We start from the raw sequence: 23,211 nt of genomic DNA on the forward strand, positions 1-23,211 counted from the left end.
TCCTTTCACTGGAGGTCCGTATGTCGGAAACCCACACGGTCAGGCTCAGCCCGGTCGGCGTCGAATTCGACGTCGAGCATGGCGAAACGGTGCTCAACGCCGCTTTCCGCCAGGGCATCGCCCTGCCGCACGGCTGCAAGGAAGGGCAATGCTCGGCCTGCAAGAGCGTGTTGCTCGAAGGCGAAGTCGACATGCTGAAATACTCGACCTTCGCGCTGAACGACATGGAGAAGGAGAGCGGCCACGTCCTTTTGTGCCGCTGCATCGCCTACTCCGATCTGGAAGTCGAGCTTCTCAACTACGACGAGGAGATTTTGGCGAAAGCGATCGCCGTGAAGACGTTCAAGGGCCGGATTGCTCGGATCGAGCACCTGACTCACGACATTCGCGGCATCGAGATCGAACTCGGCTCGCCGATAAAGTTCTGGGCGGGGCAATATGTCGACATCACGGTTACCACGCAAAAAGGGGAGACGATTACGCGCTCGTTCTCCATGGCAAATACGCCGGACCAAACCGAAAAACTTTGCTTCATCATCAAAAAATACCCTGAGGGAAAGTTCTCTGGAGAACTCGATTCCGGAGGAATCAAGGTTGGAGCCGAAGTCACCGTCGTCGGACCTTACGGAACCTGTTTCCGTCGGGAAGAACGGCAAGGACCCCTAGTCCTGGTCGGCGCCGGCTCGGGCATGTCGCCGATCTGGTCGATCCTCAACGACCATCTGAAGAGCGGCGAGAAACGTCCGGTCTATTTCTTCTACGGTGCCAGGACCCGCAACGACCTGTTCTATCTCGACAGGATCGCCGAGCTGGTCGGCCAGCATTCGGATGTCACTTTCATTCCCGTGCTGTCGCACGCGACTGATGACGCCGAATGGGAAGGCGAACGCGGTTTCGTACACCAGAGTGTCGATGCCAAGCTCAAGCAACTGGCGGTCGACGGGCAGGGCGATGTCCATGCCTGTGGCCCGCCACCGATGATTGATTCGCTTCAGCCGGTTCTATTCATGAACGGGTTCGAGACCGAGCGGATCTTCTTCGACAAGTTCACCACATCGACAGGTGCTACGCCGACCCACTGAGGGGACGGCCACGCAACTGCAACCACAACTGCAACAAGGGAGTGAAGACTATGCCAGCTATCTCGAGTTCAGTCGGATCCGGAGCCGCCGGCGCGGCGATCTTTGCCGATTCCGACAGCCGGAAGTACCGGTATTTCGACCCGAAGGGCCAGCGCGCCACGCACTACGAAGACATGACGGTCGACGTGCAGCCTGACCCGGAGCGTTACCTGATCCAGGACTGGATCATCTCCTTTGCCGACGGCAAGGGCGCTTATGTCAAGCAGAACACTGCTGCGCAGAGCTCCAACTGGCATGCCTTTCGCGCCCCCGATCAGGAATGGGAACGCACGCACTACCAGCGCCAGTCGAAAATCGAGACGATGGTGCAGAGCGTCATCAACAACGCCCGCAAGTCGGGGGCGCCCAAGACCTTCGACAAGGCCTGGGTCAAGATCCTGCAGACGCAGCTCGGCGCCTGGAAGCACACCGAATTCGGACTCGGCACCTCGCTGATGCAGGCGCAGCGCTACGGCTACACCCAGATGATCAACAACGCGACGCTGACCAACTCGTCCTACAAGCTGCGGCTTGCCCAGGACATCACGCTCTACCTTGCCGAGATCGGCATGGACCTTCCCGGCTGGGACGACGAACTCGGCAAGAAGGCCTGGCTTGAGGACAACAACTGGCAAGGTACCCGCGAGGCGGTCGAAACCATCATGGGCGCGACCGACTATCTCGAACAGTATTTCGCCATCAACATCGTCTTCGAGCCGCTGGTCGGGGAAGCATTCCGCTCAGGCTTCCTGATGCAGATCGCCGCCGCCAACCACGACTTCATAACGCCTGCGGTGATCTCGGCAGCCGAGGCCGACTACGAACGCAATCTCGCCAACACGATCGACCTCATGCACATGCTCGCCAACGACGAGAAGCACGGCGCGGCGAACAAGAAGCTCTTCCAGGGCTGGGTCGAGAAACACGGCGCGCTCGCCGACAAGGCAGCCACCGGCCTGCAGCCGATCTGGTCGATGCCGCATTCAAAGCCGGTCGCCTTTGCGGATGTCCGTGCCAAATCCGAGGAACGGATTGGTCAGATACTCGGCGAACTTGGCCTCAAGCGCTGACACAGGGAGAAACCGTCATGTCAACTGCAGCACGCGACGCATCGCAATCCAACATTTTCAGGGCGATGAAGGATATCACCTTCGAACAGACGATTTCGCATCAGTGCGGCGTCACCATGAACGACTCGGTGGAAGCCAGGGCCATCGCTGAATTCATGGGCCTGAAGCCGAACGTGATCGTAACCTACCAACCGGCGATGATCCGGATCGATGGCACCGGCAAGCTGATCTTCAAGATGGATGAAATCAGCGAATATCTCGGCCGCGAGATGACTGCGGAAACCTTCGAGGTCAACAGCTCCACCCACTACGGGCGGATGGTGCGCATCGACGACAACACCGTGATCCTGTTCGGCAACATGGACGAGATGTTCGAATACATCGAATAGCCGGCAAAAAATCAGGCGTGCCGCCTGATTGCGGCACGCCGAACCGATCAACACACATCTTGCGGAGGAAAGAATGTTTAGGACACCGGAAGGCAAGGACATTTTCGTGGTCGACGGCCACACCCATTTCTGGGACGGCAGCCCGGAGAACCAGAAGAATATTCACGGCAAGCAGTTCATCGATTGCTTCTACGCCTATCACACGGGGATGAGCCCCAAGGACCAGCTGTGGGAGAAGAGCAAGTTCGAGAAATACAGTGCCGACGATCTCTATCGCGACCTGTTCATCGACGGTCCAGACGATATGGCGATCGTCCAGTCGACCTATCTCAAGGACTTCTACAAGAACGGCTTCAACACGATCGAACGCAACGCCGAGGTGGCCAAGCGTTATCCGGAGCGTTTCATCGTCAACGGCGCCTTCGATCCGCGCGACGGTGAGAAGGCGCTTGAGTACATCCATTTCCTCAAGGAGACCTACGACATCAAGGGCGTGAAGATGTACACGGCCGAATGGAACGGCGCCTCCAAGGGCTGGAAGCTCACCGATCCCGATGCCTACAAATGCTTCGAACTCTGCGACAAGCTCGGCATCAGGAACATCCACGTCCACAAGGGCCCGACGATCCTGCCGCTCAGCAAGGATGCGTTCGACGTGCATGACGTCGATCATGCGGCGACGGATTTCCAGGGCCTCAACTGGATCATCGAGCATTGCGGCCTGCCGCGTCTTGACGATTTCTGCTGGATCGCGACGCAGGAAACCAACGTCTATGGCGGGCTTGCGGTGGCGCTGCCCTTCATCCATGCTCGCCCGCGCTATTTCGGCGAGGTCATCGCCGAACTGCTGTTCTGGATCGGGCCGGAGAAAATCCTGTTCGGTTCCGACTACGCGATCTGGACGCCACGCTGGCTGGTCGAGAAATTCTGGGCCTACCAGATCCCCGACGACATCGCCGCAGAACGCGGCGTGCAACTGACCGACGAGATCAAGGAGAAGATCCTCGGTCTTAATGCCGCGCGTCTCTACAACATCGACATCGCAGCCAAGAAGACGGCGCTCGCCAGTTCGCCCTTCAGCATCGCGGCGGAGTAGGGGCCATGGCAACCGCCGCCAGCGTTTCCGGCAACCGCGAGAAGGAGCTCTGGCGGTGCCTTGGTGAGGTCAATGACCCCGAACTCGACGAACCGATCACCGAGATGGGCTTCGTCGAGCGAGCCGTGATGACGGGCGACGGCAGCGTGGAGATAGATTTCCGCCTGCCGACCTACTGGTGCTCGCCCAACTTCGCGTTCCTGATGCTGGACGGCGTCCGCAAGGCGCTCGACCAACTCTCATGGTCGCCGGCCTATCGCGTCAAGCTGCACGACCACATGTTCGCGGAAGAAGTCAATCGCGGCATGGCAGCCGGCAAGACATTCGGCGATATTTTCGCTGAACTTGCCGAGGATCAGGATCTCGGCGCCTTGCGCGACACCTTCAGGATGAAGGCATTCAAGCGGCGCCAGGAGGCGGTTTTGCGGGGCCTTCGGCAGCATGGCCTGACGGATCGGGAAATCCTCGGCATGGACCTGCCGGCATACGACGTCGCGCGGCTCGAGGCGGGCGAAGCGGCCAAACAGAAGCCGAGATACCGTGCGGCTCTGATCGAGCGTTTTCCCGGCCGCCGGGCGGATGATCCTGTCTTCGTGACCTGGGAAGGGCAACGCATACCGACTGCCGCACTCGGCGCCCATCTCGCTGAACTGCGCGGTGTGCGCGTCAATATGGAGTTCAACGGCGCGCTTTGCCGTGGGCTCAAGCAGACCAGATACAAGGAACTGGATGTGGTCGACGGCGAACCGACACTGGTCGATTTCATCATGGATCGCGTGCCGGCACGAGCCGCGCCGACCGTCTGAAGCAGAGCCGAAAACAACGGCCTCCCTCGCACGAGGCCCCTAACCAACAACCCGCCCGTAAGGCGGAAGGAGGAATCATGCCCAAAATAATGCTTCACAACTCCGACGCCCGCCGCGCTCTCGCCCGTGGCGTCTTTCGGCTGGCCGCTGCCGTCGAGCCGACGCTCGGCCCCAAAGGCATGAACGCCATGATCGATCGGCCGATCGGCACGCCGATGGTGACCCGTGACGGCGTCAGCATCGCCTCCGAGATCGAATTGCACGACCGTTTCGAAAACATGGGCGCGCAGGTCGTTCGCGAAGTGTCGATGCAAACCAACGAGGTCGCCGGCGACGGTACCACGACTGCCATCGTGCTCGCCAACGCTCTCATCCAGGGCGGTGTGGAGGCGAATGAACGCGGCGTGAAATCCGTCGATCTGTGCAAGGGCATCGACCTTGCCGTGACAGCGGTGGTGGCGGCGCTCAAGGCTTCGGCCAAACCGGCTAAGGGCAACGGCATTCTCGCCTCGGTCGCCAACATTGCGGCGACCAATGCCAAGCTTGGCGCACTGGTGGCGGAAGCCCACCAGCGGGTGGGGGCCGAAGGCGTCATCACCACGGACTTCAGCGTCACCACCGAGACCACGCTCGATGTGGTCGAGGGCATGTCCTTCGACCGCGGCTATCTCTCTCATCACATGGTGACTGACCAGGAGAAGATGGAGGCTGTTCTCGAACGGCCGTACATCCTGATGACCGATCTCAAGATCAAGCAGCCCGAGGCGCTGGATGCGGCTCGCCGCATTGCCGCCGAGGATGGTCGGCCGCTGCTGATCGTGTCCGAGGAAATGTCGCCGGAAGTCGTGGTAACGCTGCTCGGCAAGCAAGGAGCTGGAAAATACCTCGTTGTCCATCCGCCGGAATATGGCCATTGGCGCAAGGCGATGATGGAGGATCTGGCGATCATCACCGGCGGCAAGGTGATCGCGCGCGACCTCGGCGGTCGGCTGGAGGACATCACCGCCGACGATCTCGGAACGGCTGACCGGGTGAAGACCAGTTCGTCCTACACCTCGATCATCCGCGGCGGCGGCGACCACGCGGCAATCGCGTCGCGTCGCGCTCAGGTGCAGCGGCAGTATGAAGCTTCGCCGCCGAATATCGATCAGGACAAGCTGCGCGAACGCCTGGCCAAGCTTTCTGGCGGCACCGCGATTCTCTATGCCGGCGGTGTCACGCCGGTCGAGCAGAAGCGAACCATTCAGCTCATCGAGGATTCGCTGAATGCGGTGCGCGCCGCATCCGAAGAGGGCGTGGTCGCCGGAGGTGGCTCGGCGCTTGCCCAGATCGCGCCGCTGCTCGACAGGGTGGCGGCAGACGTCGACGGCGATGTCGCCGAAGGCGTGCGCCTGGTGCGATCGGTGCTGTCGCGGCCGCTCTGGCGCATAGCCGTCAATGCCGGCGCCGATCCCGAGGCGGTCGTGGCGGAAGTCACGCGCATCAACGGCGGCTACGGCTACAACGCGTCTGCCGGCAGCTACCAGAACATGTTCGAGGCAGGGATCATTGATCCGGTCCGCGTCACCTACACAGCACTCGCCAACGCAGCTTCGGTGGCGACGCTGATCCTGACCACCGAAACGCTGATCGGCCACCTCGCCGAGGACGAGGACCCGACGGCCGGACCGGCTCGCGGTGGCGGCTCTGAAAAGCTCGGCCGCGCCTGAAGCAATCCGAACAATCTCGACGTTGAAAGGATACGACGATGAAAGCTGCCAGACTCTACGAATACGACCCGCATATGAATGTCCAGCTCAGGGTCGAGGAGGTCAAGGCGCCGACCATTACCGCTCCCGACGAGGTCATCGTGCGGGTAGGTGCCGCCGGCCTCTGCCGCACCGACCTCCACATCATCGAGGGTGTGTGGAAGCCGACCATGGATCCAGAGGGGACGCTGCTGCCTTACATCATGGGCCATGAAAATGCAGGCTGGGTCGAGGAGGTCGGCAGCGGCGTCAGGTCGGTCAAGCGCGGTGACGCCGTGATCTGCCACCCCTTCCGCTCGTGCGGCATCTGCCTCAACTGCCGCCACGGCGAGGATATGTACTGCGATAACGGCCAATTTCCGGGCCTCGGCATGAATGGCGGTTTCGCGGAGTATTTCATCACCAGCGAGCGTTCGTTGATCAAGCTGAACGCCAACGTCACGCCGATCGAGGTGGCGCCGCTTGCCGACGCCGGCATCACCGCTTATCGCGCCGCCAAGCGCGCCGCCAAACTGCTGCGACCAGGGAGCTATTGTGTGCTGCTCGGCATAGGCGGGCTCGGCCACATCGCCCTGCAATCGCTGCACGCGATCTCGGGCTGCCGCATCATCGCCGTCGATCGCGAGCCCGCAGCACAGGTGCTGGCCAAGGATCTGGGCGCCGACTTCGTCCTCGATGGCGGACCGAACGTCATCGAGGAGGTCAGCCAGATCACCGGCGGAGGCGCCCATGTGGTCATCGATTTCGTCGGCGAGCTCGGCGTCGAAAACATCTGCTGGAAGATGGTGCGCAAGGGCGGGCAACTGTTCGTCGTCGGCTATGGCGGCAATATCAATGTGCCGACCGCCCATCTCGTCATTGAGGAGATCAACATCGGCGGCAGCCTGGTCGGCAATTTCACCGAGCTTGTCGAACTGATGGAGCTCAACGCCGACGGCAAGGTGAAGATGCACTACACCGAATACAACCTTGCCAGCATCAACACCGCGCTCGACGATTTCAAGAACCGTCGGTTCACCGGCCGCGGCGTCATCGTGCCCTGAAATATATGGGCCGGATTCGCGCGGTCGGGTGCGGTGTCCGGTCACATCAAGAGGGAGAGAAAGGGTCCGGGCGGCAAGATCGGCGCGGCTGTGGTAATTTCGCTGACAATTGGCATGACTTTCCCCAGCCAGTGGCGCGAATGCCGCGCGGCGCTTTTGTGCCGGTGACGGGTTCTGATCCTAGAGGAAACCGCGGCGGATGCCGTATTGGTCGAGTTTGCGATAGAGCGTCGGCCGGGAAATGCCGAGCCGCCGCGCGACCCGACTGAGATTGCCGCCCTCGGCTGCCAACGCGTTCTTCATCGCCTGGCGTTCCGCCTCGACGAGTGTGCCTCCAGGCGACTCGGCCGACAGGGTCTTGCCATCATCGGACGTGGCGCTGGGCGCCGCGATTTCACCGGGGAGATCGTGGAGCCCGATATCTCGGCCCCGCGCCAGGACATGCAACCGCCCGATGAGGTTCTTCAGTTCGCGTACATTGCCCGGCCATTGATAGGCGAGCAGCGCATCGAGCGCTTCTCGCGAAAATTCCAGCGGGTCCTCGCCCGCTGCGGTGGCGATCTGCCGGTTGAAATGTTCGACCAGCAGCAGCGCATCCTCGCCGCGCTCGCGCAGCGGTGGAACAGTGATCGAAACCGCGCCAATTCGATAGTAGAGATCGCGGCGGAATCGGCCTGCGTCAATTTCGTGCTTGAGATCGCGATTGGTCGAGGCGACCAGGCGCACATCCACCGGGCGGCCCCGGCTGTCGCCAATGCGGTTGACCACGCGCTCTTCCAGGACACGCAGCAGAAACGGCTGGATCTCGAGCGGCAATTCGCCGATCTCGTCGAGACTGAGGACGCCGCCATGGGCGAGCTCGAAAACCCCCGGTTTGCCTTCACGCGAGGCGCCGGTAAAGGCGCCGGCGACGTGGCCGAACAACTCGCTGCCGAACAGGTCCCTGGTGATCGCCCCGCAATTCATGGCGATGAACGGATCGTTCGCCGTGCGCCGGCTGCCGGCATGGACAAGCCGCGCAAACAGCTCTTTCCCGACCCCTGTTTCACCCTCGACCAACAGCGATGTTACGCTGCTCGACCGGGCGACGCGGCAGGCGACGTCGATGGCGGCATGCAGCGCTTCGCTTTCGCCGACGATCATGGCGACAGCATCCTGAAGATGCTTGTTCACTTCCCGGTGGACCACCGCCGCGCTGGAGACTGCCGGCACGGACGGGAACACCAGCGCCGCGCCGCGGAGGTCGCCATCGAGCTTCAGCGGGGTGATATGGCAGGATCGCAGATGGGCCGGCAGCGCCCTGGCAAGGTCGGCTTCGGAGCCGGAGGACGGAAGGTTCATCAGCCAGCGGCCACGGCCTGGCTCCATCGGGCCGTCCATCATCTCAGTGGCCTCGCCATCAGGCACATTGTTGCAGAAGATGGCACGACCGCGGTGGTCGACGATTACCAGCCCGTCCTTTCGGCGGTAGCCGGGAGCCGATGAAATGAAAGCTTCGAGCAGGCGCGTGCGCTGTTCGTGCTGCTGTTCGGCCAATGCCTTTTCGATCTGCCGGGCTGTCGCGGCGACGAGCGCGGTGTTGTGCGGCCTGAAGATCGGCGAATAGCCTGACAGGTCGACCACACCGATGATCTTGCCGTCCAGCGGGTCGCGGATCGGCGCGCCGGCGCAGGTCCAGGATTTGATGCCGGCACAGAAATGCTCGGCCGCATGCACGAAAGTCGGCTCGCCGGTCCACAGCGCCGTACCGATGCCGTTCGTCCCGACGGCATCCTCGTTCCATTTGCCGCCGATGGCCAAGTGGATATCCATGCCGTCATGCAGCGTCTTCTTGTCGCCGATGGCGTCGATCAGCACGCCGTCGCTGTCGGCCAGAACCAGCATCGCGCCGGTCCCGTCCAGTAACTGGCCAAGCGATGCGAACGACCGCCGCGCCGCCGAAAGCAGTTCTGCATTGGCCCGGGTAAGATATTCGATTTCGTCGCGATCACTGCTCAGCGGCGCTTCAATGCCTTGAGCGTTGATGCCGCCGGTGGCACTGCGGTACCAGGAATCGTGAATGAGGGAGCGGACGTGGCTTGGGTGGACTGGATCGCCGGCGCATTTGGGCTCGTCAGCCAGAAAACTTTCCCAGGCGCGCATGGTGGCACGCTCGTCATAGTCGATGTTGCTCAGAGCCATTTGGCCGGTGGCCAGCGACCTACGCGCCGGAAGGGCATCGATCTTCATCTGATTGGGGGCTATCTCGCGTTTCATTCAGTCATCACAGAACCTTTGAGGCATGCCATTTCTGTATGCTGTCGCGCTCATAGGCTGCCGCGAGTTGGACGTGAAGAAGCACGCCCAGGCGTTAGCCTGATCAGTTGATGCCGAGTTTCGCGCCGATGTCGAAGGCAAGCTGTTCTTCGGTATAGGTGGCAGCGAGGCGGGATCCGTCCATGTCGGCAAGCGCCTCGGCAACGATTTCGTCGACCGGCGAGAAGAAGCCATTCTGCTTTGTTGCCAGCACGAAGACCTGGTCGCCGCCGCGGTCGCGGATATCGCCGATGTGATGAAGTTGACGGCCGGTGTTCCGATCCTTCGAAATGACGCGGCCGTTCATGGTGACTTGGATGGACGGCTTGGCCTCGGCAACCGGTGCCGCGCCGCCGCCGACATGGATGATCAGGCCATCCGCCTTTGGTTGCTGTCGTGGCTTCCTGGAAGCTGAATAGCCGCCACCGCTGATCTGGTCGGCAAGGCGGACGATGGTCGAGCGGTTCTGCTCGATCAGTCTTTTGACTTGTGCGTCCTCGCGCCGCGGGCCATCCCGCTTGGAGATAATCTCGACCATGAATCCCTCCCAGATTCGCTCCGCGTCGCCGTTTCTACGGCTCAATTCTTCTTTTGCGGTGAACCCTACACCGCCTCGGCGAAGTTCGCCATTCATATCAAGATAGCGCCAAAATTTGCTTTGCTGGTAGCAGGTGGCTGCTACACGGGATTTTAGATAACCGGAACGCCCGCTTGCTCAGATGCACGCCCGCTGCCATGCCGGCCTCGGCATGCGGCTTGGCTTCATTGAGGCGGCGGTGAAAGGCGAGAGGCTCGACGTGCGACGGACTATCTGCTCGCCATCGTCGCTACAAGATCGCTAAAACGCTCGCCCTGGATGCTGACATGCTGGCGCAGGAGCGTGCGCGCCTGCTCCGCGTCGCCGGCGAGGATTGCTTCCACGATCGCGCCATGCTCGGCGAACGACGTGGCAACGCGGTTGCGCACGCGCAGTTGGAGACGCCTGTAGGGCTGCAGACGGCGATGCAGTGCGACGCACTGCTCGGCCAGAAAACCGCTGTGGCTGGCAGTGTAGATAGCTTTGTGAAAGCGTTCGTTATCGTAATAATAGGCGTCGCTGTCGCCGGCCGAAGACGAACGCTCGCAATCTGCATGCGCGGCCAGGATGGTCGTGCGATCGGCATCGGTGAACCGTCGCGCGGCCAGCGAACCGGCCAAGCCTTCAAGTTCCGCCATCACCTCGAACATTTCGAAAATGCGGTGCGGTCCCGGATCGATCACCACGGCACCCCGGCGCGGCCGGATCTCCACCAGCCCGATTGCGTTCAACTGCATCAGCGCCTCGCGCACCGGCGTTCTCGAGACGCCGAAGCGTGTTGCCAATTGCACCTCGTCCAGTCGTGCACCGGGGGCGAAGTCGTTCGAGATTATGCCGTTTTCAATCTCGTCACGTAGGCGCTGAACGACATTCTCCGACATTTTCTGGGCCTTCCAATGCAGCATGATAAATCTTGTATGCAAGAACATTGACTTTGCGTACAAGAATGTTTAGGAACAATACCACAGAAGGCAAGTCGCACACAAATGGGTGGACGCAGCACCGGCACGCGTCGAGGCCGCGCGGCGGGTCTGCTTGCGCCGATTTCGATTTTTTTGCCAGGAGGGACTCCGACATGGCAGGCATCTCGTTCTTTAGCGATATGGTGCAAAGCATTACCGATCGCGGCCGCAGGCTGGTTGCGGCAGGGGCGCGTAGCGAACCGGTCCAAGCCGAGACGAATATCGAAACACTCTGCGACATGCTGTTGTCGAGCCGGGGCGAGGCCTCGGGCATGGCATTGGCCGCCGAGGTCCTTCAGCGCTGGGCCCAACTGGACGCGGCCGGTCAGCAAGACTTCGTGCGTATGCTGCACGAACAGTTCGGCCCAGACATCGCCAAGCTTGACAAAGCCATCGAGCGCTACCGCAGCGACAGGAGTTCGGACGCCGTCATCGAACTGCACCAGGCCGCCGAGCCGCGTCGCCAGGAACTGGTGCGCAGACTGAACCTGGCCCCCAAAGGCACGGCAAGGCTGGTGGAGATGCGCGAGCGCCTATTGGCCATGAAGGATGCGACGGAACCGTTTCGCGCCGTCGATGCCGACTTCGCCCACCTGTTCGGCTCGTGGTTCAACCGCGGTTTTCTGACGCTGCGTCCGATCGACTGGTCGACGCCAGCTGACATCCTGGAGAAGATCATCAGATACGAGGCGGTGCATGAAATCGCCGGCTGGGAGGAGCTGCGGCGGAGGCTAGCTCCAGCCGACCGCAGATGCTTTGCGTTCTTCCACCCGCGTCTCGCAGACGATCCGCTGATCTTCGTCGAGGTTGCGCTGACCAGGGCGATTCCCTCTGCCATCGCTGATGTGCTCGATGTAAACCGTTCGCCGATCACGGCCCAGGACGCCACCACCGCTGTCTTCTATTCTATCTCCAACTGCCAGGACGGACTGCGTGGCATCTCTTTCGGGAATTTTCTGATCAAGCAGGTGGTGGAGGATTTGCGCCGCGACCTGCCCGGCTTGAAGACCTTCGTGACGCTGTCGCCGGTTCCGGGTTTCGCTGGCTGGCTGGCAAGACTGCGCAAGGCGGCCGATGCCAGCCTCGATGATCGGACCGTCAAGACGCTCGAGCTACTGGACGATCCGAACTGGGCGGACAATCCGCAGAAGGCACGGCTCGTTGAAGCGGTGCTTCTCCCGCTCGCCGCACGCTATTTCATTAGGGAACGGGCCACCGGCAGACGGCCGGTCGATCCTGTGGCGCGTTTTCATTTGGGCAACGGCGCTCGCCTTGAACGGCTGAACTTCCTCGCCGATCGCTCCGCCAAGGCGATGCGGCAGTCCCACGGCTTGATGGTCAACTACTTTTACAAGTTGGACGACATCGAGGCGAACCACGAAGCCTTGGCGCAGCATGGCGAGATCGCTGCTTCGCCGGAGGTGAGAAAACTGGCGGCAACCGCTTCGACCGACACCGATATCGCGGCCCCGGTTCGTCGACGCCGCACCGAAATGCAGAAAACCTAATAAGCAGATTGGGAGGAGTTCAATGAGCAATCATCTGTTCGACGCCATGCGAGCATCCGCCAAGTCAGGCGAGTCGATTTTCATCGAGACCATTGATGGTCAGCGTTGGACCTATGCAGATGCGCTGCGGCTCTCCGGACAGATCGCCAGCGCAATTGATGTGCTCGGCGTTCGCCCGGGCGACCGCGTCGCGGTCCAGGTGGACAAGAGCCCGCAGGCTCTGATGCTCTATCTCGCATGCGTGCGCTGCGGGGCGATCTATCTGCCGCTGAATACCGCCTATACGCTGACTGAACTCGACTATTTTATCGGTGACGCCGAACCGCGGCTCGTCATCGTCTCCTCGAAGTCGCGAACTGATGTCGAGACGATCGCGCACGGCTACGGCGCGATTGTCGAAACGCTCGATGCGGACGGCGCCGGGTCGCTCATGGAGTTGGCCCGGGACGAGTCTGACGATTTTCTCGACGCGGCGCGCGCGCCTGACGATCTCGCCGCGATCCTGTACACATCCGGGACCACCGGCCGTTCCAAGGGCGCAATGCTGACGCACGACAACCTTTTGTCCAATGCAATAGCACTGCGCGAATGCTGGCAGGTGACGGCAGCCGACCGGCTGATCCACGCGCTGCCGATTTTTCACACGCATGGGCTCTTCGTGGCGACCAATGTCACACTCATCGCCGGCGCCTCGATGTTTCTGCTGCCAAAGTTCGATCCGGAGGAAATCCTTTCTCTGATGCCGCGGGCGACGCTGATGATGGGCGTGCCGACCTTCTATGTCCGGTTGCTGCAGCATGAGGGCCTGAACCGGGAGACGGTCGCCAACATCAGGCTGTTCATCTCCGGCTCGGCGCCGTTGCTCGCTGAAACGCACGCCGCATTCAAGCAGCGCACCGGTCACGCCATTCTCGAACGCTACGGCATGACCGAAACCAACATGAACACCTCAAACCCCTATGACGGCGAGCGAAGGGCAGGGACAGTAGGTTTCCCACTCCCGGGCGTGTCGGTGAGGGTCACCGATCCGGCCACCGGCGAGACGCTCGGACCAGGCAAAACCGGCATGATCGAGGTCAAGGGCCCGAACGTTTTCCGGGGTTATTGGCGGATGCCTGAAAAGACCGCGGCGGAGTTCACCAAGGACGGCTATTTCATCAGCGGCGATCTCGGCAAGATCGATGAGGCGGGCTATCTCCACATCGTCGGCCGCGACAAGGACCTGGTGATCTCCGGCGGCTACAACATCTACCCGAAGGAAGTCGAGGGTGAGATCGATCAACTCGACGGCGTCGCCGAGAGCGCGGTGATCGGCATTGCACATCCGGATTTCGGCGAGGGGGTGACGGCCATCGTGGTGCTCAAGCCCGGTGCCACAATGGACGAAAAGGCGGTGCTGAACGCGCTGCGCGACCGCCTCGCGCGCTACAAGCAGCCGAAACGGGTGATCTTCGCCGAGGACCTTCCGCGCAACACCATGGGAAAGGTGCAGAAGAACCTTCTGCGCGACCGGTTCAGCAATCTTTACATGCCCGCCTCCTAGAGCATGATGCCGAAAAGTGTGAAGCGGTTTTCGGACGACATCATGCTCTATCTCTTTGATTTAGAACCGGATTCAGATTTCAGGTCGACTTGACCTGAAATCATCCGGCTCTAGGAGGCGCTGACGACCCTGCGTTGGGGCTTGGGAGCGAGACCAAAGCAGGCTGATCTACCACCGATGGAAATGAGAACGGGCGCCTGAAGGCGTTTCCCGAGGGAGGAAGCTATGAACATCCAGATTCTGTCGATCGCGCTGCTGGTCGGCATGTTCGTGATCGCCACCATGCAGCCGATCAATATGGGCGCACTCGCCTTCGCATGCGCCTTTCTGGTCGGCTCGCTCGTCATGGCTATGAAGCCGGCGGAAATATTTGCTGGCTTCCCGAGCGACCTCTTCCTGACACTGGTCGGCATTACCTACCTGTTCGCCATCGCCCAGATCAACGGCACTATCGATTGGCTGGTCGAGGGCGCGGTCAAACTGGTGCGCGGACATGTGGCGTGGATTCCCTGGGTCATGTTCCTGGTCGCGGCCGTCATCACCGGCTTCGGTGCGCTCGGACCTGCGGCGGTCGCCATCCTGGCCCCGGTGGCGCTGGGTTTTGCGTTCCAGTACCGCATCAATCCGGTCATGATGGGATTGATGGTTATTCACGGTGCACAGGCGGGCGGCTTTTCGCCGATCAGCGTCTATGGCGGCATCACCAACCAGATCGTCGAAAAGGCGGGGTTGCCGTTCGCGCCGACATCACTGTTTCTCTCCAGCTTCTTCTTCAACCTGGCCATCGCCGTCCTCGTATTCTTCGTCTTCGGCGGCTCGAAGGTGCTGCGTAAGTATTCGGTCGCGTCGGGACCGCTGCCTGACCTCCACCCCGAAGGCGTCACGCAGTCAATCGTCGGCCACGGCGGCACGCCGGCTACTCCGATCAGCCATCACGTCTTTGAGGAGCAGACAAAAAATGTGTCGGCGCTTTCCGGCCTGACTACGGAAAGGCTGACGACATTAGTCGGCCTAACCGCGCTCGCGGTCGGCGCACTCGTCTTCAAGTTCAATGTCGGCCTGGTGGCGATCACCGTCGCGGTCGCGCTCGCGCTCCTCTCGCCGAAGACCCAAAAGGCAGCGATCGACAAGGTCAGCTGGTCGACGGTGCTCCTGATCGCCGGCATCATCACCTATGTCGGCGTCATGGAGAAGATCGGCACGATAGACTACGTCGCCCAAGGCATTTCAAGCCTGGGCATGCCGCTGCTGGTTGCACTCCTCCTCTGCTTCACCGGCGCCATTGTATCGGCATTCGCCTCGTCCACGGCATTGCTGGGAGCCATCATTCCACTGGCCGTGCCCTTCCTCCTGCAGGGACAGATCAGTGCCATAGGTGTGGTTGCGGCGATCGCGATCTCCACCACCATCGTCGACACCAGCCCGTTTTCGACCAACGGTGCGCTGGTCGTCGCCAATGCCCGGGAAGCAGAGCGCGAGGGCGTGCTGAAGACGTTGCTGATCTACAGCGCGCTTATCGCCATCATCGGCCCTGTCATCGCCTGGCTGGTTTTCGTGGTCCCCGGTTTGGTTTGAACGGTCGGCCAATCAGTCTGGCCGCTCCGGTGCAATTTGACCGGCGGCCAGACTTGACCCGAAATGATCTGATCGGCGTTAACAAGAAAAACGGCGGCGCAGGCGGAGCTGATTGCCTATCAAGGCAGCCGTTTGGCCGACAGCGCCGCCCGCCCTGCCTGGGCTGTCGCTGCTCATGCGGCGGGTGAGGGCGCGTAGCGGCTGCCCAGCGAATAGCGGCTGCCGACATAGGTGAGCTTGTTGACGGTGGCGACCGCCGCGCCCGACCAGGTCCGCCGATGCAGGAGCAGGCAGGGGTCGCCGGGTCGGATCTTCAAATGGCGGGCCGCCATCTCTTCTGCGGCGACGGCCGAGATCACATGCTCCACTTCCGTCAGCGGCGTCGCCCGCTGCAGGTAGTCGTAGGTGGTGGTCGCCACGAAATCTTGCCGATGGTAGTCCGGTGCGAGCGCCGGATTGACAAAGCGCTCCTCGAGCTGGACCGGCACATCGTCTTCGAAATGCACGATGATCGAATGGGCGACCGGTCTGCGGCGCGTGAACTCGAAGGCGACGACGAGGTCCAGCGCCGGGTTGCGGATCTTCTCGAGGACGATGACCTCGGCCCTGTGGCGTGCGCCGCGCGCGGCGATCTCGCCGGCGATGTTCCTGATTTCGATGAGGGCCGATTGCGGTTTCGGCGGCGCCACAAAGGTGCCTACGCCTTGGATGCGCAGCAGGTGGCCTTCCGAGGTCAGTTCCCTCAGCGCCCGGTGCACCGTCATCCTCGAGACGCCGAGCGTGCTGACCAGCTCGTTTTCGGAAGGCAGCCTGCGGTCCTTCGGCCAGTTGCCGCTGCCGATGTTGCCGAGCACGTAGTCCTTGACCTTTTCGTAGAGCGGCCCGGCGGTTTCGGTAAGCCTGATCATCGTCCGCTCTCCATTCGGACGATGGTCTTCAACCCGTCGCTCGCGCCGTCGATCAGGCGCTGGTAGGCGGCGGGAATTTCGCCGATCGCGATCTCGTCGGACACGAAGCGCGACAGCGCGGGCGCGAGATCGCCAAGCATCGAGACGGCCGGCGCAAGCTCGTCGGCGAAGGCGTGGCAGCCGACAAGCGCGATCTCGCGCTCGACCAGCAAGTTGGAGTCGAGGTCGAGGCGGCCATGCGAAATGCCGACCAGCGCCAGCGTGCCGCCGCCGGCCAAGACATCGAGCAGCCGCGCCATCACCGCCACGCTGCCCGTCGCGTCGATGGCATGGCGTAGATCGGGGGCATGGCGCAGATTGGGATCACAGGGCAGGGCGTCCAGGTCGACGACGGTCGCGCCGCTCACCTCGGCCACAAGATCCGCACGCGCTGCATTGCGGTCGGCGACGAGCACCGGTCTCTCGCTGCGCCGCGACAGGAGCAGCGCCGCCAGCCCGCCGATCGGGCCGCAACCAGCGATAAGCACCGGCGCCCCGGCCGGCGCCGACAGCCGCCGCACTGCGTGCAGGGCGACCGCCAGCGGCTCCGCCATGGCGGCGATTGCGGGATCGAGCGCCGGGTCATGGCGCAGGAGCAGCCGCGCCGGCAGCTGCGTCTCTTCCGCGAAGCCGCCGTCGCAGACCTCGCCTACAAAGCCCAGTGTGGCACAGACATTATGCCGGCCGGCGCGGCAAGCAGGACATTCGCCGCACCAGAAGCGCGAATCGGCCACAACCCGCTCTCCGAGCGCAAACTGGGACACGCCGGCCCCCACGGCAGTCACCTCGCCGGCAAACTCATGTCCAACGACGCTCGGCGCGCGGCTGATCCACTGACCGGTGCGGAAGTTGTGGAGATCGGAGCCGCAAATGCCGGCGGCCGTCACCTTGAGTCGCACCCAGCCAGGCGCTGGTTCGCCGGGAGATGGCACGTCCTCAACCCGCAAATCACCCGCCGCATGGAGTCTGGCCGCCTTCATCCTCCGCTACCGCGCCAGATATCGGTCGCGCACGCTGGAGACGGCGTGTTCATGCGAGGAGAAGCCTTCATAGCGGGCAAGTGTGCGGGCATGGCGCGCGAATTCCGGATAGGCCGCGGCCGTCACGTAGCCGATCGAAGAGCGCTTGACGAAATCCGTGACCGAGAGCGGTCCACAAGTACGCGCCCAGCGACTGGTCGGCAGCACGGCGTTGGGGCCCAGCCCGAAATTGCCGATCGAAACCGGCGTGTGCGGTCCCATCAGGATCTCGGCAGCTTCGGTGATGTGGCCAAGATGCGCGAAGGGATCGGTGGAGAGGATCTCCAGGTGCTCCGGTGCGTAGTCGTTGATGAAGCGGTAGCTCTCCTCGATCGAGGCCGTCAGCACGATGCCGCCACAGGCGCCGGTCAGCACCGCGGTGGAGAACGCGACCCGTTGCTCGCTCATGCGCGCCCAGTGCTCCGGCAGCGCGGCCAGTGCCTCCTCCGCCACGCGGCGGCTGTGGGTCACCAGATAGGCCGACGAGTCCGGTCCGTGCTCCGCCTCGATGAGGAGGTCGAGCGCGGCCAACCCGCCATGCACGCTGTCGTCGGCGAGGATGATCGCTTCGGACGGACCGGCGGGAAGGCCGGGATCGATGACGCCGGCAAGCAGCCGCTTGGCTGCAACCACCCAGGGGCTGCCCGGACCGACAATCTTGAGCGCGGCCGTGATCGTCTCTGTGCCGTAGGCGACCGCGGCGACCGCCTGCGCGCCGCCGCATTTGTAGACCGTTTCGACGCCGGCGAGGCGCGCCGCAACCAGCGTCGCTGCATCCACCGAACCATCGGGCGCCGGCGGCGTGACGATGGCAAGCTCCGGGACGCCCGCCACCACTGCGGGCACTGCGGTCATCATTGTCACCGAAGGGAACGCCCCTTTGCCGCGCGGGACATAGAGCGCCACCGAGCGGATCGGCGTGAAGCGGTCGCCGGCAAAGGCGCCGGGCCGCATTTCCTTGAGCCACATCGCTTCCGGTTTCTGCTCTTCGTGGAAATGCCGGATGTTGTCGATGCCGAAGCGAATGGCGGCGATCACGTCCTCGTCGACCATGCCGAAGGCGGCGTCGAACTCGGTGGGGCTGACCTTCAGCCGCGCGGCATCGAGATCTGCCTTGTCAAAGTCGCGGGCGAAGCGAACGAGCGCGGCGTCGCCCTCTGTTCGGACCGCTTCGACGATTGGTGCGGCCTTCTCCATGAAGCCGGAGAGATCGGTCTCTGAGCGCCGCATCAATGCCGCACGAGCGTCGGCGTCGAGTTGGCTCAGGTCGTGGAATGATACGTTTGGCATAGGATTTCCTTTGCGGCCCGACGAGCCGGCTTTCCTCATTTCGATTTCAGGAAGATGTCGAGCCCGACCAGCCTGTCGAGCAGGAAAACGGCGACGGCCGAGCAGGCGATGAAGACCACGGAGATCGCGGCGAGATCCGGCGTGATGATCGAGCGGATGGAGTTGTAGATCAGCACCGGCAGCGTCACGATTCGCGCATCCACGAGCAGCAGGCTGACCAGGAATTCGTTGAGCGCAAGAATGAACATCAGCAGCGAGCCGGTGATCACCCCCGGCATGACCGCCGGCAAGGTGACGGAGAAGAACACCTGGAGCGGCGGCGCGCCGCAATTGGCGGCGGCCAGTTCAAGGTCCGGGTCAAGCCCGGTGGCGCTCGCCGTGACCGCCCAGATCATGAAGGGCAGGTTGATAACGCAGCAGGCGATGCCGACCGGCCAGAGCTGGCCGAGAATGCCGGCGTTGCCGAAGATCAGCATGAGGCCGATGCCCGATCCGATCAGCGGGATGGTGAATGGCAGCAGCAGATAAATCTGGATCGTCTTCTCAAAACGCACCGCATATTTCGCCAGCGCGATGCCGGCCAGCGTGCCCACTGGAATGGCAACGATCGTACAGACCGTCGCGACCTGGAGCGTGCGCATGAAAGCATTGCGCAGGTCGGAGGCCTGCGAAATACGCGCGTACCACCGCAGCGACAGTCCATCCGGCGGAAACGTGATGATGTTGCCGTCGGTAAAGGAAGCGCCGAGCACCACGATCGTCGGCGCCGAAAGGGTTACCAGGGCGATCGTCACCAGGGTCCACAGGACAATCGATTTGCTGCGCGAGCCGATCACGTGCGCGACCTCCCCATGGCGAGCGTTCCGGCTCCAAACAGCGCGAACACCAAGCCGACAAGGATTGACCCGAGCGCGACCAGCATAAGCGCCAGCATCGCGCCGAGACCCTGGTCGGAGGTGCGGAAGAACTGGTCGTAGATGGCGTTGGCGATGAAATCCTGCGAGCCGCCGCCAAGGATCGCAGGGACTGCGAAATCGGTGAGCGAAAGCGTCAGCACCACCACGCCGGCGCCGACGAAGCCTGGACGAGCGAGTGGCAGCACGACGTGGATGAACGTGCGAACCCAGTTCGCGCCGAGCGATCCAGCGGCTGCCTCCAGCTCTTCGGGAATGGCGGTGAGCGCCGGCGCCAGCATCAGTACGGCAAACGGCAGCATGTACTGGACGAGGCCGAACAGCACGGCGGGGTAGTTATAGATGAGCCGCATCGGGGCCACCCCGACAAGGCCGAGCGCCTCGTTCACCATGCCCTGGTTGCCGAGGATGATCAGCCAGCCATAGGCACGCACCACCTGGCCGATGAAGAACGGCAGGAACAGCGCGATCAGCAGGAATTTGCGCAATCCTGGCGAACGCGTGCGCACCATCAGATAGGCGTAGGGAAAGGCGAAGACGAGCGTCACCGCGGTGACGATCAGGGCGGCAACGAGGCTGCGCTGCGCGACGACCAGGAACAGTGGCTCGGTCAGCGCGCGGCGGAAATTGGCGATGGAATAGTCGTCGGAGAACTGGAAGGTGGTGGTGTCGAGCGTGCGCAGGCTGGCATCCGCGATCTGGATGAGACCAAGCACGAGCAGCCCGACAAGCAGCACCGCCGGAAGCAGCATCAGATAGGGCGTAGCGCGCCTGAACCGCGCCGGCCAGATAGCGGCGGCAACGCCTTCCAACGCATCCATGATGCGCCATGTCAGGGGATAGGCTGTCCTGGCTGCCCGCATGAAAAATCCGTATCCGACGTCGTCAAGGAGCCGGTGCCGCGCTAGAGCAATTCCAGGAAAAGTGTATAGCGGTTTTCCGTCCGGAATTGCGTAAAAACAAAGAGTTAGCGCAGCACCGGCCGACCGGCGTCAGCCCTGCATGATCGCCTTGAACTTGGAAAACCACTCGCTCTCGTTCTCGACCTGGATCTTCGACGAGATGCGGATAAGGCGCTGGAAATCCGCTTCGGTGGTCGGATAGGACGGATCGCCCACCAGATCCTTGGGCGGCGTGAGGCCCGGCACCACGCCCGGCAAGCCAAGCCCGTCCAGCCAGATCTGCTGGGCTTCCTTGGTCAAGGCGTGATTGATGTACTGCTTGGCCCAGTAGAGTTCGTTTTCCGGCAGGCCCTTGGGGATCCACAGACCGTCAGTGTCAAATTTTGCACCCTCTTCCGGCACCACCCATTCGATTTTGACGCCGTTCTTGCGCGCCTCCCGGGCGTTGGTCGAGATGGTGCAGGCGGCGTCGATCTCGCCGTTCTGGAACCAGGTGGTGAAGTCGGGATCCTCGCCGAGCAGCGGCTGCTGTGCCTTCATCTTGGTGATGAAATCCCATGCCGGCTGCATGTTGCCCGGTATGTCCTCCAGCTTGCCACCACCGGCGACCTGGGCGGGGAAATGGAAGCCGATGCCGTCATTGTAGAAGGCAAGTCGACCCTTGAACTTCGGGTCGAGCAGATCTTTCCAGGACTTGGGCGGTCCGTCCGGGAATGCCGCAGGCCGATAGGCAAGCACATAGACATAACCGTAGGTATTGACGATCGGGAAACCTTCCAGGCCGGCGGGCTTGGCAAGGTCCGTCACATTGGCCAGGTTCGGCAGGTCGGAGAGGTCTTCCGTCACGCCGCGCAGCGCCGATTTCGTGGCATTGGTGGTGGTGTCCCAGTTGATATGGATCGGCGGGACGCGTTTCTGCGCCACCGCCGCCCAGACCTTGGGCTGAATCTCGTTGTCTTCGGTCAGGTCGTGACGGACAGCAATCCCCGTCATTTTGGTGAAGCTGTCGGACACGCCAGCCTTCAAACTATCCACCCAGCTACCGCCCCAGGCGCGCACGATGATCTCCGCCGGCTTTTCCGGCTCCTGCGCATAGACACCGCGCAGGCCAAGCGCCGAGGCGCCGCCGAGCGCAGCTGTGGCCTGAAGGAAGGTTCTGCGGGAAAGATGGGATATCTTCGGCTTGAAGCGCTTCATCTGCATTCTCCTCTGGGTTTGACCGGTCTCCGGTTCTATCGAAAAACAAGCATGTCCCTGGCATTCCACCCCAGGAACACGCTTTCGCCTATGTCGAACTGCGTGTGCGCGGCGGGATCATGGTCGAAAACGCGAATGACCTCGTCGCCAATTGCGGCGCAGGCGACCTCGTAGACCATGCGCTCGCCTTCGAAGATGGTGTCGGTGACAGTTCCGGCCAGCATGCAATCGAGCTTCGACAGCTGCGCAGCATCGCCGGCGAGACGGATCTGCTCTGCGCGGATCACTCCCGATGCCTTGTCGCCCTCGGCAGGCGGATTGACCGGATCGCCGACCTTTCCGGCAAGCATCAGATCACCCCGAACGATGGAAACATCGCCCATTTCCGATACGGCCCGTACCGTGCCGGCAATGAAATTGGTGACGCCGATGAAATTGGCGACGAAGGCGTTGCGTGGCTGGCGGTAGGTGTGGATCGGCCGTGCCTTCTGCTGGATCTCGCCCTGATCCATGACGACGATATCGTCGGAAACTACCAGCGCCTCGCGCTGGTCGTGAGTGACATTGATCGTCGTGACGCCGAGCTCACGCTGGATGCGGCGGAATTCGAGCTGCATTTCCTCGCGCAGCTTGCGGTCGAGTGCGGCGAGCGGCTCGTCGAGAAGCAGCAGGTCGGGCTCAAACACCAGCGCGCGCGCAATCGCGACGCGCTGCTGCTGCCCGCCGGACAGTTCGTGAATGCGCCTGCCGCCATAGCCTCCGAGCCGCACCAGCGCGAGATATCGCTCGACGCGATCGGGAATGGTGCGTGCGTCGCGCCGACGCATCTTCAGCGGGAAGGCGACATTCTCGGCCGCCGTCATATGAGGAAACAAGGCAAGTCTCTGAAAGACCATACCGATCGACCGCTTGTGCGGTGGCACCGCGCTCACCGCTTCACCGTTGATGAAGATCTCGCCGCTGCTCGGGGTCTGGAACCCGGCGATCATCCGCAGGAGGGTTGTCTTGCCGGACCCAGACGGCCCGAGAATGGTGAGAAACCGGCCCTTCGGCAGATCGAAGGACGCATTCTTGACGGCTTGAACCCCATCGAAGTCCATCCCGACGTTGCGGACCGTGACGGCGATTTCCCCGTCGCCTTCCGCTTCGTGCGAAGCTGTGGCCCGAAAACGCTCCTGCATTGTGGTTCCCCAATTGTCGCCGGTCGCA

At 62.4% G+C, this 23,211-nt stretch carries 20 protein-coding genes; 10 read left to right on the plus strand and 10 right to left on the minus strand.

What is annotated here, in order from left to right; translation table 11 throughout:
* Window positions 1-20: 20 nt before the first annotated feature.
* From BLT09_RS00500 to BLT09_RS00530, 7 genes are all read left to right on the plus strand, one after another.
* Window positions 21-1,082 carry an NADH:ubiquinone reductase (Na(+)-transporting) subunit F gene (locus BLT09_RS00500; RefSeq protein ID WP_091589948.1) on the plus strand — a complete coding sequence of 354 codons (1,062 nt, stop codon included), beginning with the start codon at window positions 21-23 and terminating at the stop codon, window positions 1,080-1,082.
* 50 nt (window positions 1,083-1,132) lie between these two features.
* Window positions 1,133-2,191 (plus strand): aromatic/alkene monooxygenase hydroxylase subunit beta, encoded by a 1,059-nt coding sequence (locus BLT09_RS00505; protein ID WP_091589949.1) that lies wholly within the window; start codon window positions 1,133-1,135, stop codon window positions 2,189-2,191.
* A 17-nt stretch (window positions 2,192-2,208) separates the two neighbouring features.
* Window positions 2,209-2,580 (plus strand): MmoB/DmpM family protein, encoded by a 372-nt coding sequence (locus tag BLT09_RS00510; protein WP_091589951.1) that lies wholly within the window; start codon window positions 2,209-2,211, stop codon window positions 2,578-2,580.
* A gap of 73 nt (window positions 2,581-2,653) precedes the next feature.
* A complete protein-coding gene (locus tag BLT09_RS00515; protein WP_091589953.1) occupies window positions 2,654-3,676 on the plus strand; it encodes an amidohydrolase family protein in 1,023 nt (340 codons plus the stop codon).
* Window positions 3,677-3,681: 5 nt separating this feature from the next.
* Complete coding sequence (locus tag BLT09_RS00520) at window positions 3,682-4,482, plus strand: iron-sulfur cluster assembly protein (protein WP_091589954.1); 801 nt, start codon at window positions 3,682-3,684, stop codon at window positions 4,480-4,482.
* A gap of 77 nt (window positions 4,483-4,559) precedes the next feature.
* Window positions 4,560-6,191, plus strand: coding sequence for a molecular chaperone GroEL (groEL, locus tag BLT09_RS00525; RefSeq protein ID WP_091589956.1), 1,632 nt, complete (start codon window positions 4,560-4,562; stop codon window positions 6,189-6,191).
* A gap of 38 nt (window positions 6,192-6,229) precedes the next feature.
* Window positions 6,230-7,273 carry an NAD(P)-dependent alcohol dehydrogenase gene (locus tag BLT09_RS00530; protein WP_027156423.1) on the plus strand — a complete coding sequence of 348 codons (1,044 nt, stop codon included), beginning with the start codon at window positions 6,230-6,232 and terminating at the stop codon, window positions 7,271-7,273.
* Between the two features lie 180 nt (window positions 7,274-7,453).
* On the opposite strand, the gene BLT09_RS00535 is transcribed toward BLT09_RS00530, so the two are convergent.
* The 3 genes from BLT09_RS00535 to BLT09_RS00545 form a co-directional block, all read right to left on the minus strand.
* Window positions 7,454-9,529 carry a sigma-54-dependent Fis family transcriptional regulator gene (locus BLT09_RS00535; protein WP_091589958.1) on the minus strand — a complete coding sequence of 692 codons (2,076 nt, stop codon included), beginning with the start codon at window positions 9,527-9,529 and terminating at the stop codon, window positions 7,454-7,456.
* A 103-nt stretch (window positions 9,530-9,632) separates the two neighbouring features.
* Entirely contained in the window at window positions 9,633-10,106 is a 474-nt protein-coding gene (locus BLT09_RS00540; protein ID WP_091590762.1) for a hypothetical protein, read from the minus strand.
* A gap of 269 nt (window positions 10,107-10,375) precedes the next feature.
* A complete protein-coding gene (locus BLT09_RS00545; RefSeq protein ID WP_027156426.1) occupies window positions 10,376-11,026 on the minus strand; it encodes a GntR family transcriptional regulator in 651 nt (216 codons plus the stop codon).
* 194 nt (window positions 11,027-11,220) lie between these two features.
* On the opposite strand from BLT09_RS00545, the gene BLT09_RS00550 reads away from it, so the two are divergent.
* The 3 genes from BLT09_RS00550 to BLT09_RS00560 all read left to right on the plus strand — a co-directional run bounded on the left by BLT09_RS00550 (window position 11,221) and on the right by BLT09_RS00560 (window position 15,733).
* Window positions 11,221-12,615 carry a malonyl-CoA decarboxylase gene (locus BLT09_RS00550; RefSeq protein WP_091589960.1) on the plus strand — a complete coding sequence of 465 codons (1,395 nt, stop codon included), beginning with the start codon at window positions 11,221-11,223 and terminating at the stop codon, window positions 12,613-12,615.
* Between the two features lie 22 nt (window positions 12,616-12,637).
* Window positions 12,638-14,158 carry a malonate--CoA ligase gene (locus tag BLT09_RS00555; protein WP_091589961.1) on the plus strand — a complete coding sequence of 507 codons (1,521 nt, stop codon included), beginning with the start codon at window positions 12,638-12,640 and terminating at the stop codon, window positions 14,156-14,158.
* A 225-nt stretch (window positions 14,159-14,383) separates the two neighbouring features.
* Window positions 14,384-15,733: an SLC13 family permease gene (locus BLT09_RS00560; protein ID WP_091589963.1), complete on the plus strand. Its 1,350-nt coding sequence runs from the start codon at window positions 14,384-14,386 to the stop codon at window positions 15,731-15,733.
* Window positions 15,734-15,906: 173 nt separating this feature from the next.
* Here BLT09_RS00560 and hutC read toward each other — a convergent pair whose 3' ends face one another.
* From hutC to BLT09_RS00595, 7 genes are all read right to left on the minus strand, one after another.
* Entirely contained in the window at window positions 15,907-16,641 is a 735-nt protein-coding gene (gene hutC, locus BLT09_RS00565; RefSeq protein WP_023799637.1) for a histidine utilization transcriptional repressor HutC, read from the minus strand.
* Window positions 16,638-17,660, minus strand: coding sequence for a zinc-dependent alcohol dehydrogenase (locus BLT09_RS00570; RefSeq protein WP_091589964.1), 1,023 nt, complete (start codon window positions 17,658-17,660; stop codon window positions 16,638-16,640). The genes hutC and BLT09_RS00570 overlap by 4 nt, the downstream gene beginning before the upstream one ends.
* A 6-nt stretch (window positions 17,661-17,666) precedes the next feature.
* On the minus strand, window positions 17,667-18,989 hold the full coding sequence (gene hisD, locus BLT09_RS00575; RefSeq protein WP_091590764.1) for a histidinol dehydrogenase: 1,323 nt from the start codon (window positions 18,987-18,989) through the stop codon (window positions 17,667-17,669).
* A 35-nt stretch (window positions 18,990-19,024) separates the two neighbouring features.
* A complete protein-coding gene (locus BLT09_RS00580; protein ID WP_091589966.1) occupies window positions 19,025-19,825 on the minus strand; it encodes an ABC transporter permease in 801 nt (266 codons plus the stop codon).
* A complete protein-coding gene (locus BLT09_RS00585; RefSeq protein WP_091589968.1) occupies window positions 19,822-20,766 on the minus strand; it encodes an ABC transporter permease in 945 nt (314 codons plus the stop codon). The genes BLT09_RS00580 and BLT09_RS00585 overlap by 4 nt, the downstream gene beginning before the upstream one ends.
* 129 nt (window positions 20,767-20,895) lie before the next feature.
* Window positions 20,896-22,002, minus strand: a complete 1,107-nt coding sequence (locus BLT09_RS00590) for an ABC transporter substrate-binding protein (RefSeq protein ID WP_091590765.1) — start codon at window positions 22,000-22,002, stop codon at window positions 20,896-20,898.
* A gap of 35 nt (window positions 22,003-22,037) precedes the next feature.
* Window positions 22,038-23,183 carry an ABC transporter ATP-binding protein gene (locus tag BLT09_RS00595; protein ID WP_091589969.1) on the minus strand — a complete coding sequence of 382 codons (1,146 nt, stop codon included), beginning with the start codon at window positions 23,181-23,183 and terminating at the stop codon, window positions 22,038-22,040.
* Between the last annotated feature and the right edge of the window lie 28 nt (window positions 23,184-23,211).

Source organism: Mesorhizobium muleiense (assembly GCF_900099905.1).
In the GTDB taxonomy this organism is placed as follows: Bacteria; Pseudomonadota; Alphaproteobacteria; order Rhizobiales; family Rhizobiaceae; genus Mesorhizobium; species Mesorhizobium muleiense.

What these genes read in the sequence shown, in the direction of transcription:
- BLT09_RS00500 (WP_091589948.1), top strand. Translation starts at nt 21, where the DNA reads ATGTCGGAAACCCACACGGTCAGGCTCAGCCCGGTCGGCGTCGAATTC.
- BLT09_RS00505 (WP_091589949.1), top strand. Translation starts at nt 1,133, where the DNA reads ATGCCAGCTATCTCGAGTTCAGTCGGATCCGGAGCCGCCGGCGCGGCG.
- BLT09_RS00510 (WP_091589951.1), top strand. Translation starts at nt 2,209, where the DNA reads ATGTCAACTGCAGCACGCGACGCATCGCAATCCAACATTTTCAGGGCG.
- BLT09_RS00515 (WP_091589953.1), top strand. Translation starts at nt 2,654, where the DNA reads ATGTTTAGGACACCGGAAGGCAAGGACATTTTCGTGGTCGACGGCCAC.
- BLT09_RS00520 (WP_091589954.1), top strand. Translation starts at nt 3,682, where the DNA reads ATGGCAACCGCCGCCAGCGTTTCCGGCAACCGCGAGAAGGAGCTCTGG.
- groEL (WP_091589956.1), top strand. Translation starts at nt 4,560, where the DNA reads ATGCCCAAAATAATGCTTCACAACTCCGACGCCCGCCGCGCTCTCGCC.
- BLT09_RS00530 (WP_027156423.1), top strand. Translation starts at nt 6,230, where the DNA reads ATGAAAGCTGCCAGACTCTACGAATACGACCCGCATATGAATGTCCAG.
- BLT09_RS00535 (WP_091589958.1), bottom strand. Translation starts at nt 9,529, where the DNA reads ATGAAACGCGAGATAGCCCCCAATCAGATGAAGATCGATGCCCTTCCG.
- BLT09_RS00540 (WP_091590762.1), bottom strand. Translation starts at nt 10,106, where the DNA reads ATGGTCGAGATTATCTCCAAGCGGGATGGCCCGCGGCGCGAGGACGCA.
- BLT09_RS00545 (WP_027156426.1), bottom strand. Translation starts at nt 11,026, where the DNA reads ATGTCGGAGAATGTCGTTCAGCGCCTACGTGACGAGATTGAAAACGGC.
- BLT09_RS00550 (WP_091589960.1), top strand. Translation starts at nt 11,221, where the DNA reads ATGGCAGGCATCTCGTTCTTTAGCGATATGGTGCAAAGCATTACCGAT.
- BLT09_RS00555 (WP_091589961.1), top strand. Translation starts at nt 12,638, where the DNA reads ATGAGCAATCATCTGTTCGACGCCATGCGAGCATCCGCCAAGTCAGGC.
- BLT09_RS00560 (WP_091589963.1), top strand. Translation starts at nt 14,384, where the DNA reads ATGAACATCCAGATTCTGTCGATCGCGCTGCTGGTCGGCATGTTCGTG.
- hutC (WP_023799637.1), bottom strand. Translation starts at nt 16,641, where the DNA reads ATGATCAGGCTTACCGAAACCGCCGGGCCGCTCTACGAAAAGGTCAAG.
- BLT09_RS00570 (WP_091589964.1), bottom strand. Translation starts at nt 17,660, where the DNA reads ATGAAGGCGGCCAGACTCCATGCGGCGGGTGATTTGCGGGTTGAGGAC.
- hisD (WP_091590764.1), bottom strand. Translation starts at nt 18,989, where the DNA reads ATGCCAAACGTATCATTCCACGACCTGAGCCAACTCGACGCCGACGCT.
- BLT09_RS00585 (WP_091589968.1), bottom strand. Translation starts at nt 20,766, where the DNA reads ATGCGGGCAGCCAGGACAGCCTATCCCCTGACATGGCGCATCATGGAT.
- BLT09_RS00590 (WP_091590765.1), bottom strand. Translation starts at nt 22,002, where the DNA reads ATGAAGCGCTTCAAGCCGAAGATATCCCATCTTTCCCGCAGAACCTTC.
- BLT09_RS00595 (WP_091589969.1), bottom strand. Translation starts at nt 23,183, where the DNA reads ATGCAGGAGCGTTTTCGGGCCACAGCTTCGCACGAAGCGGAAGGCGAC.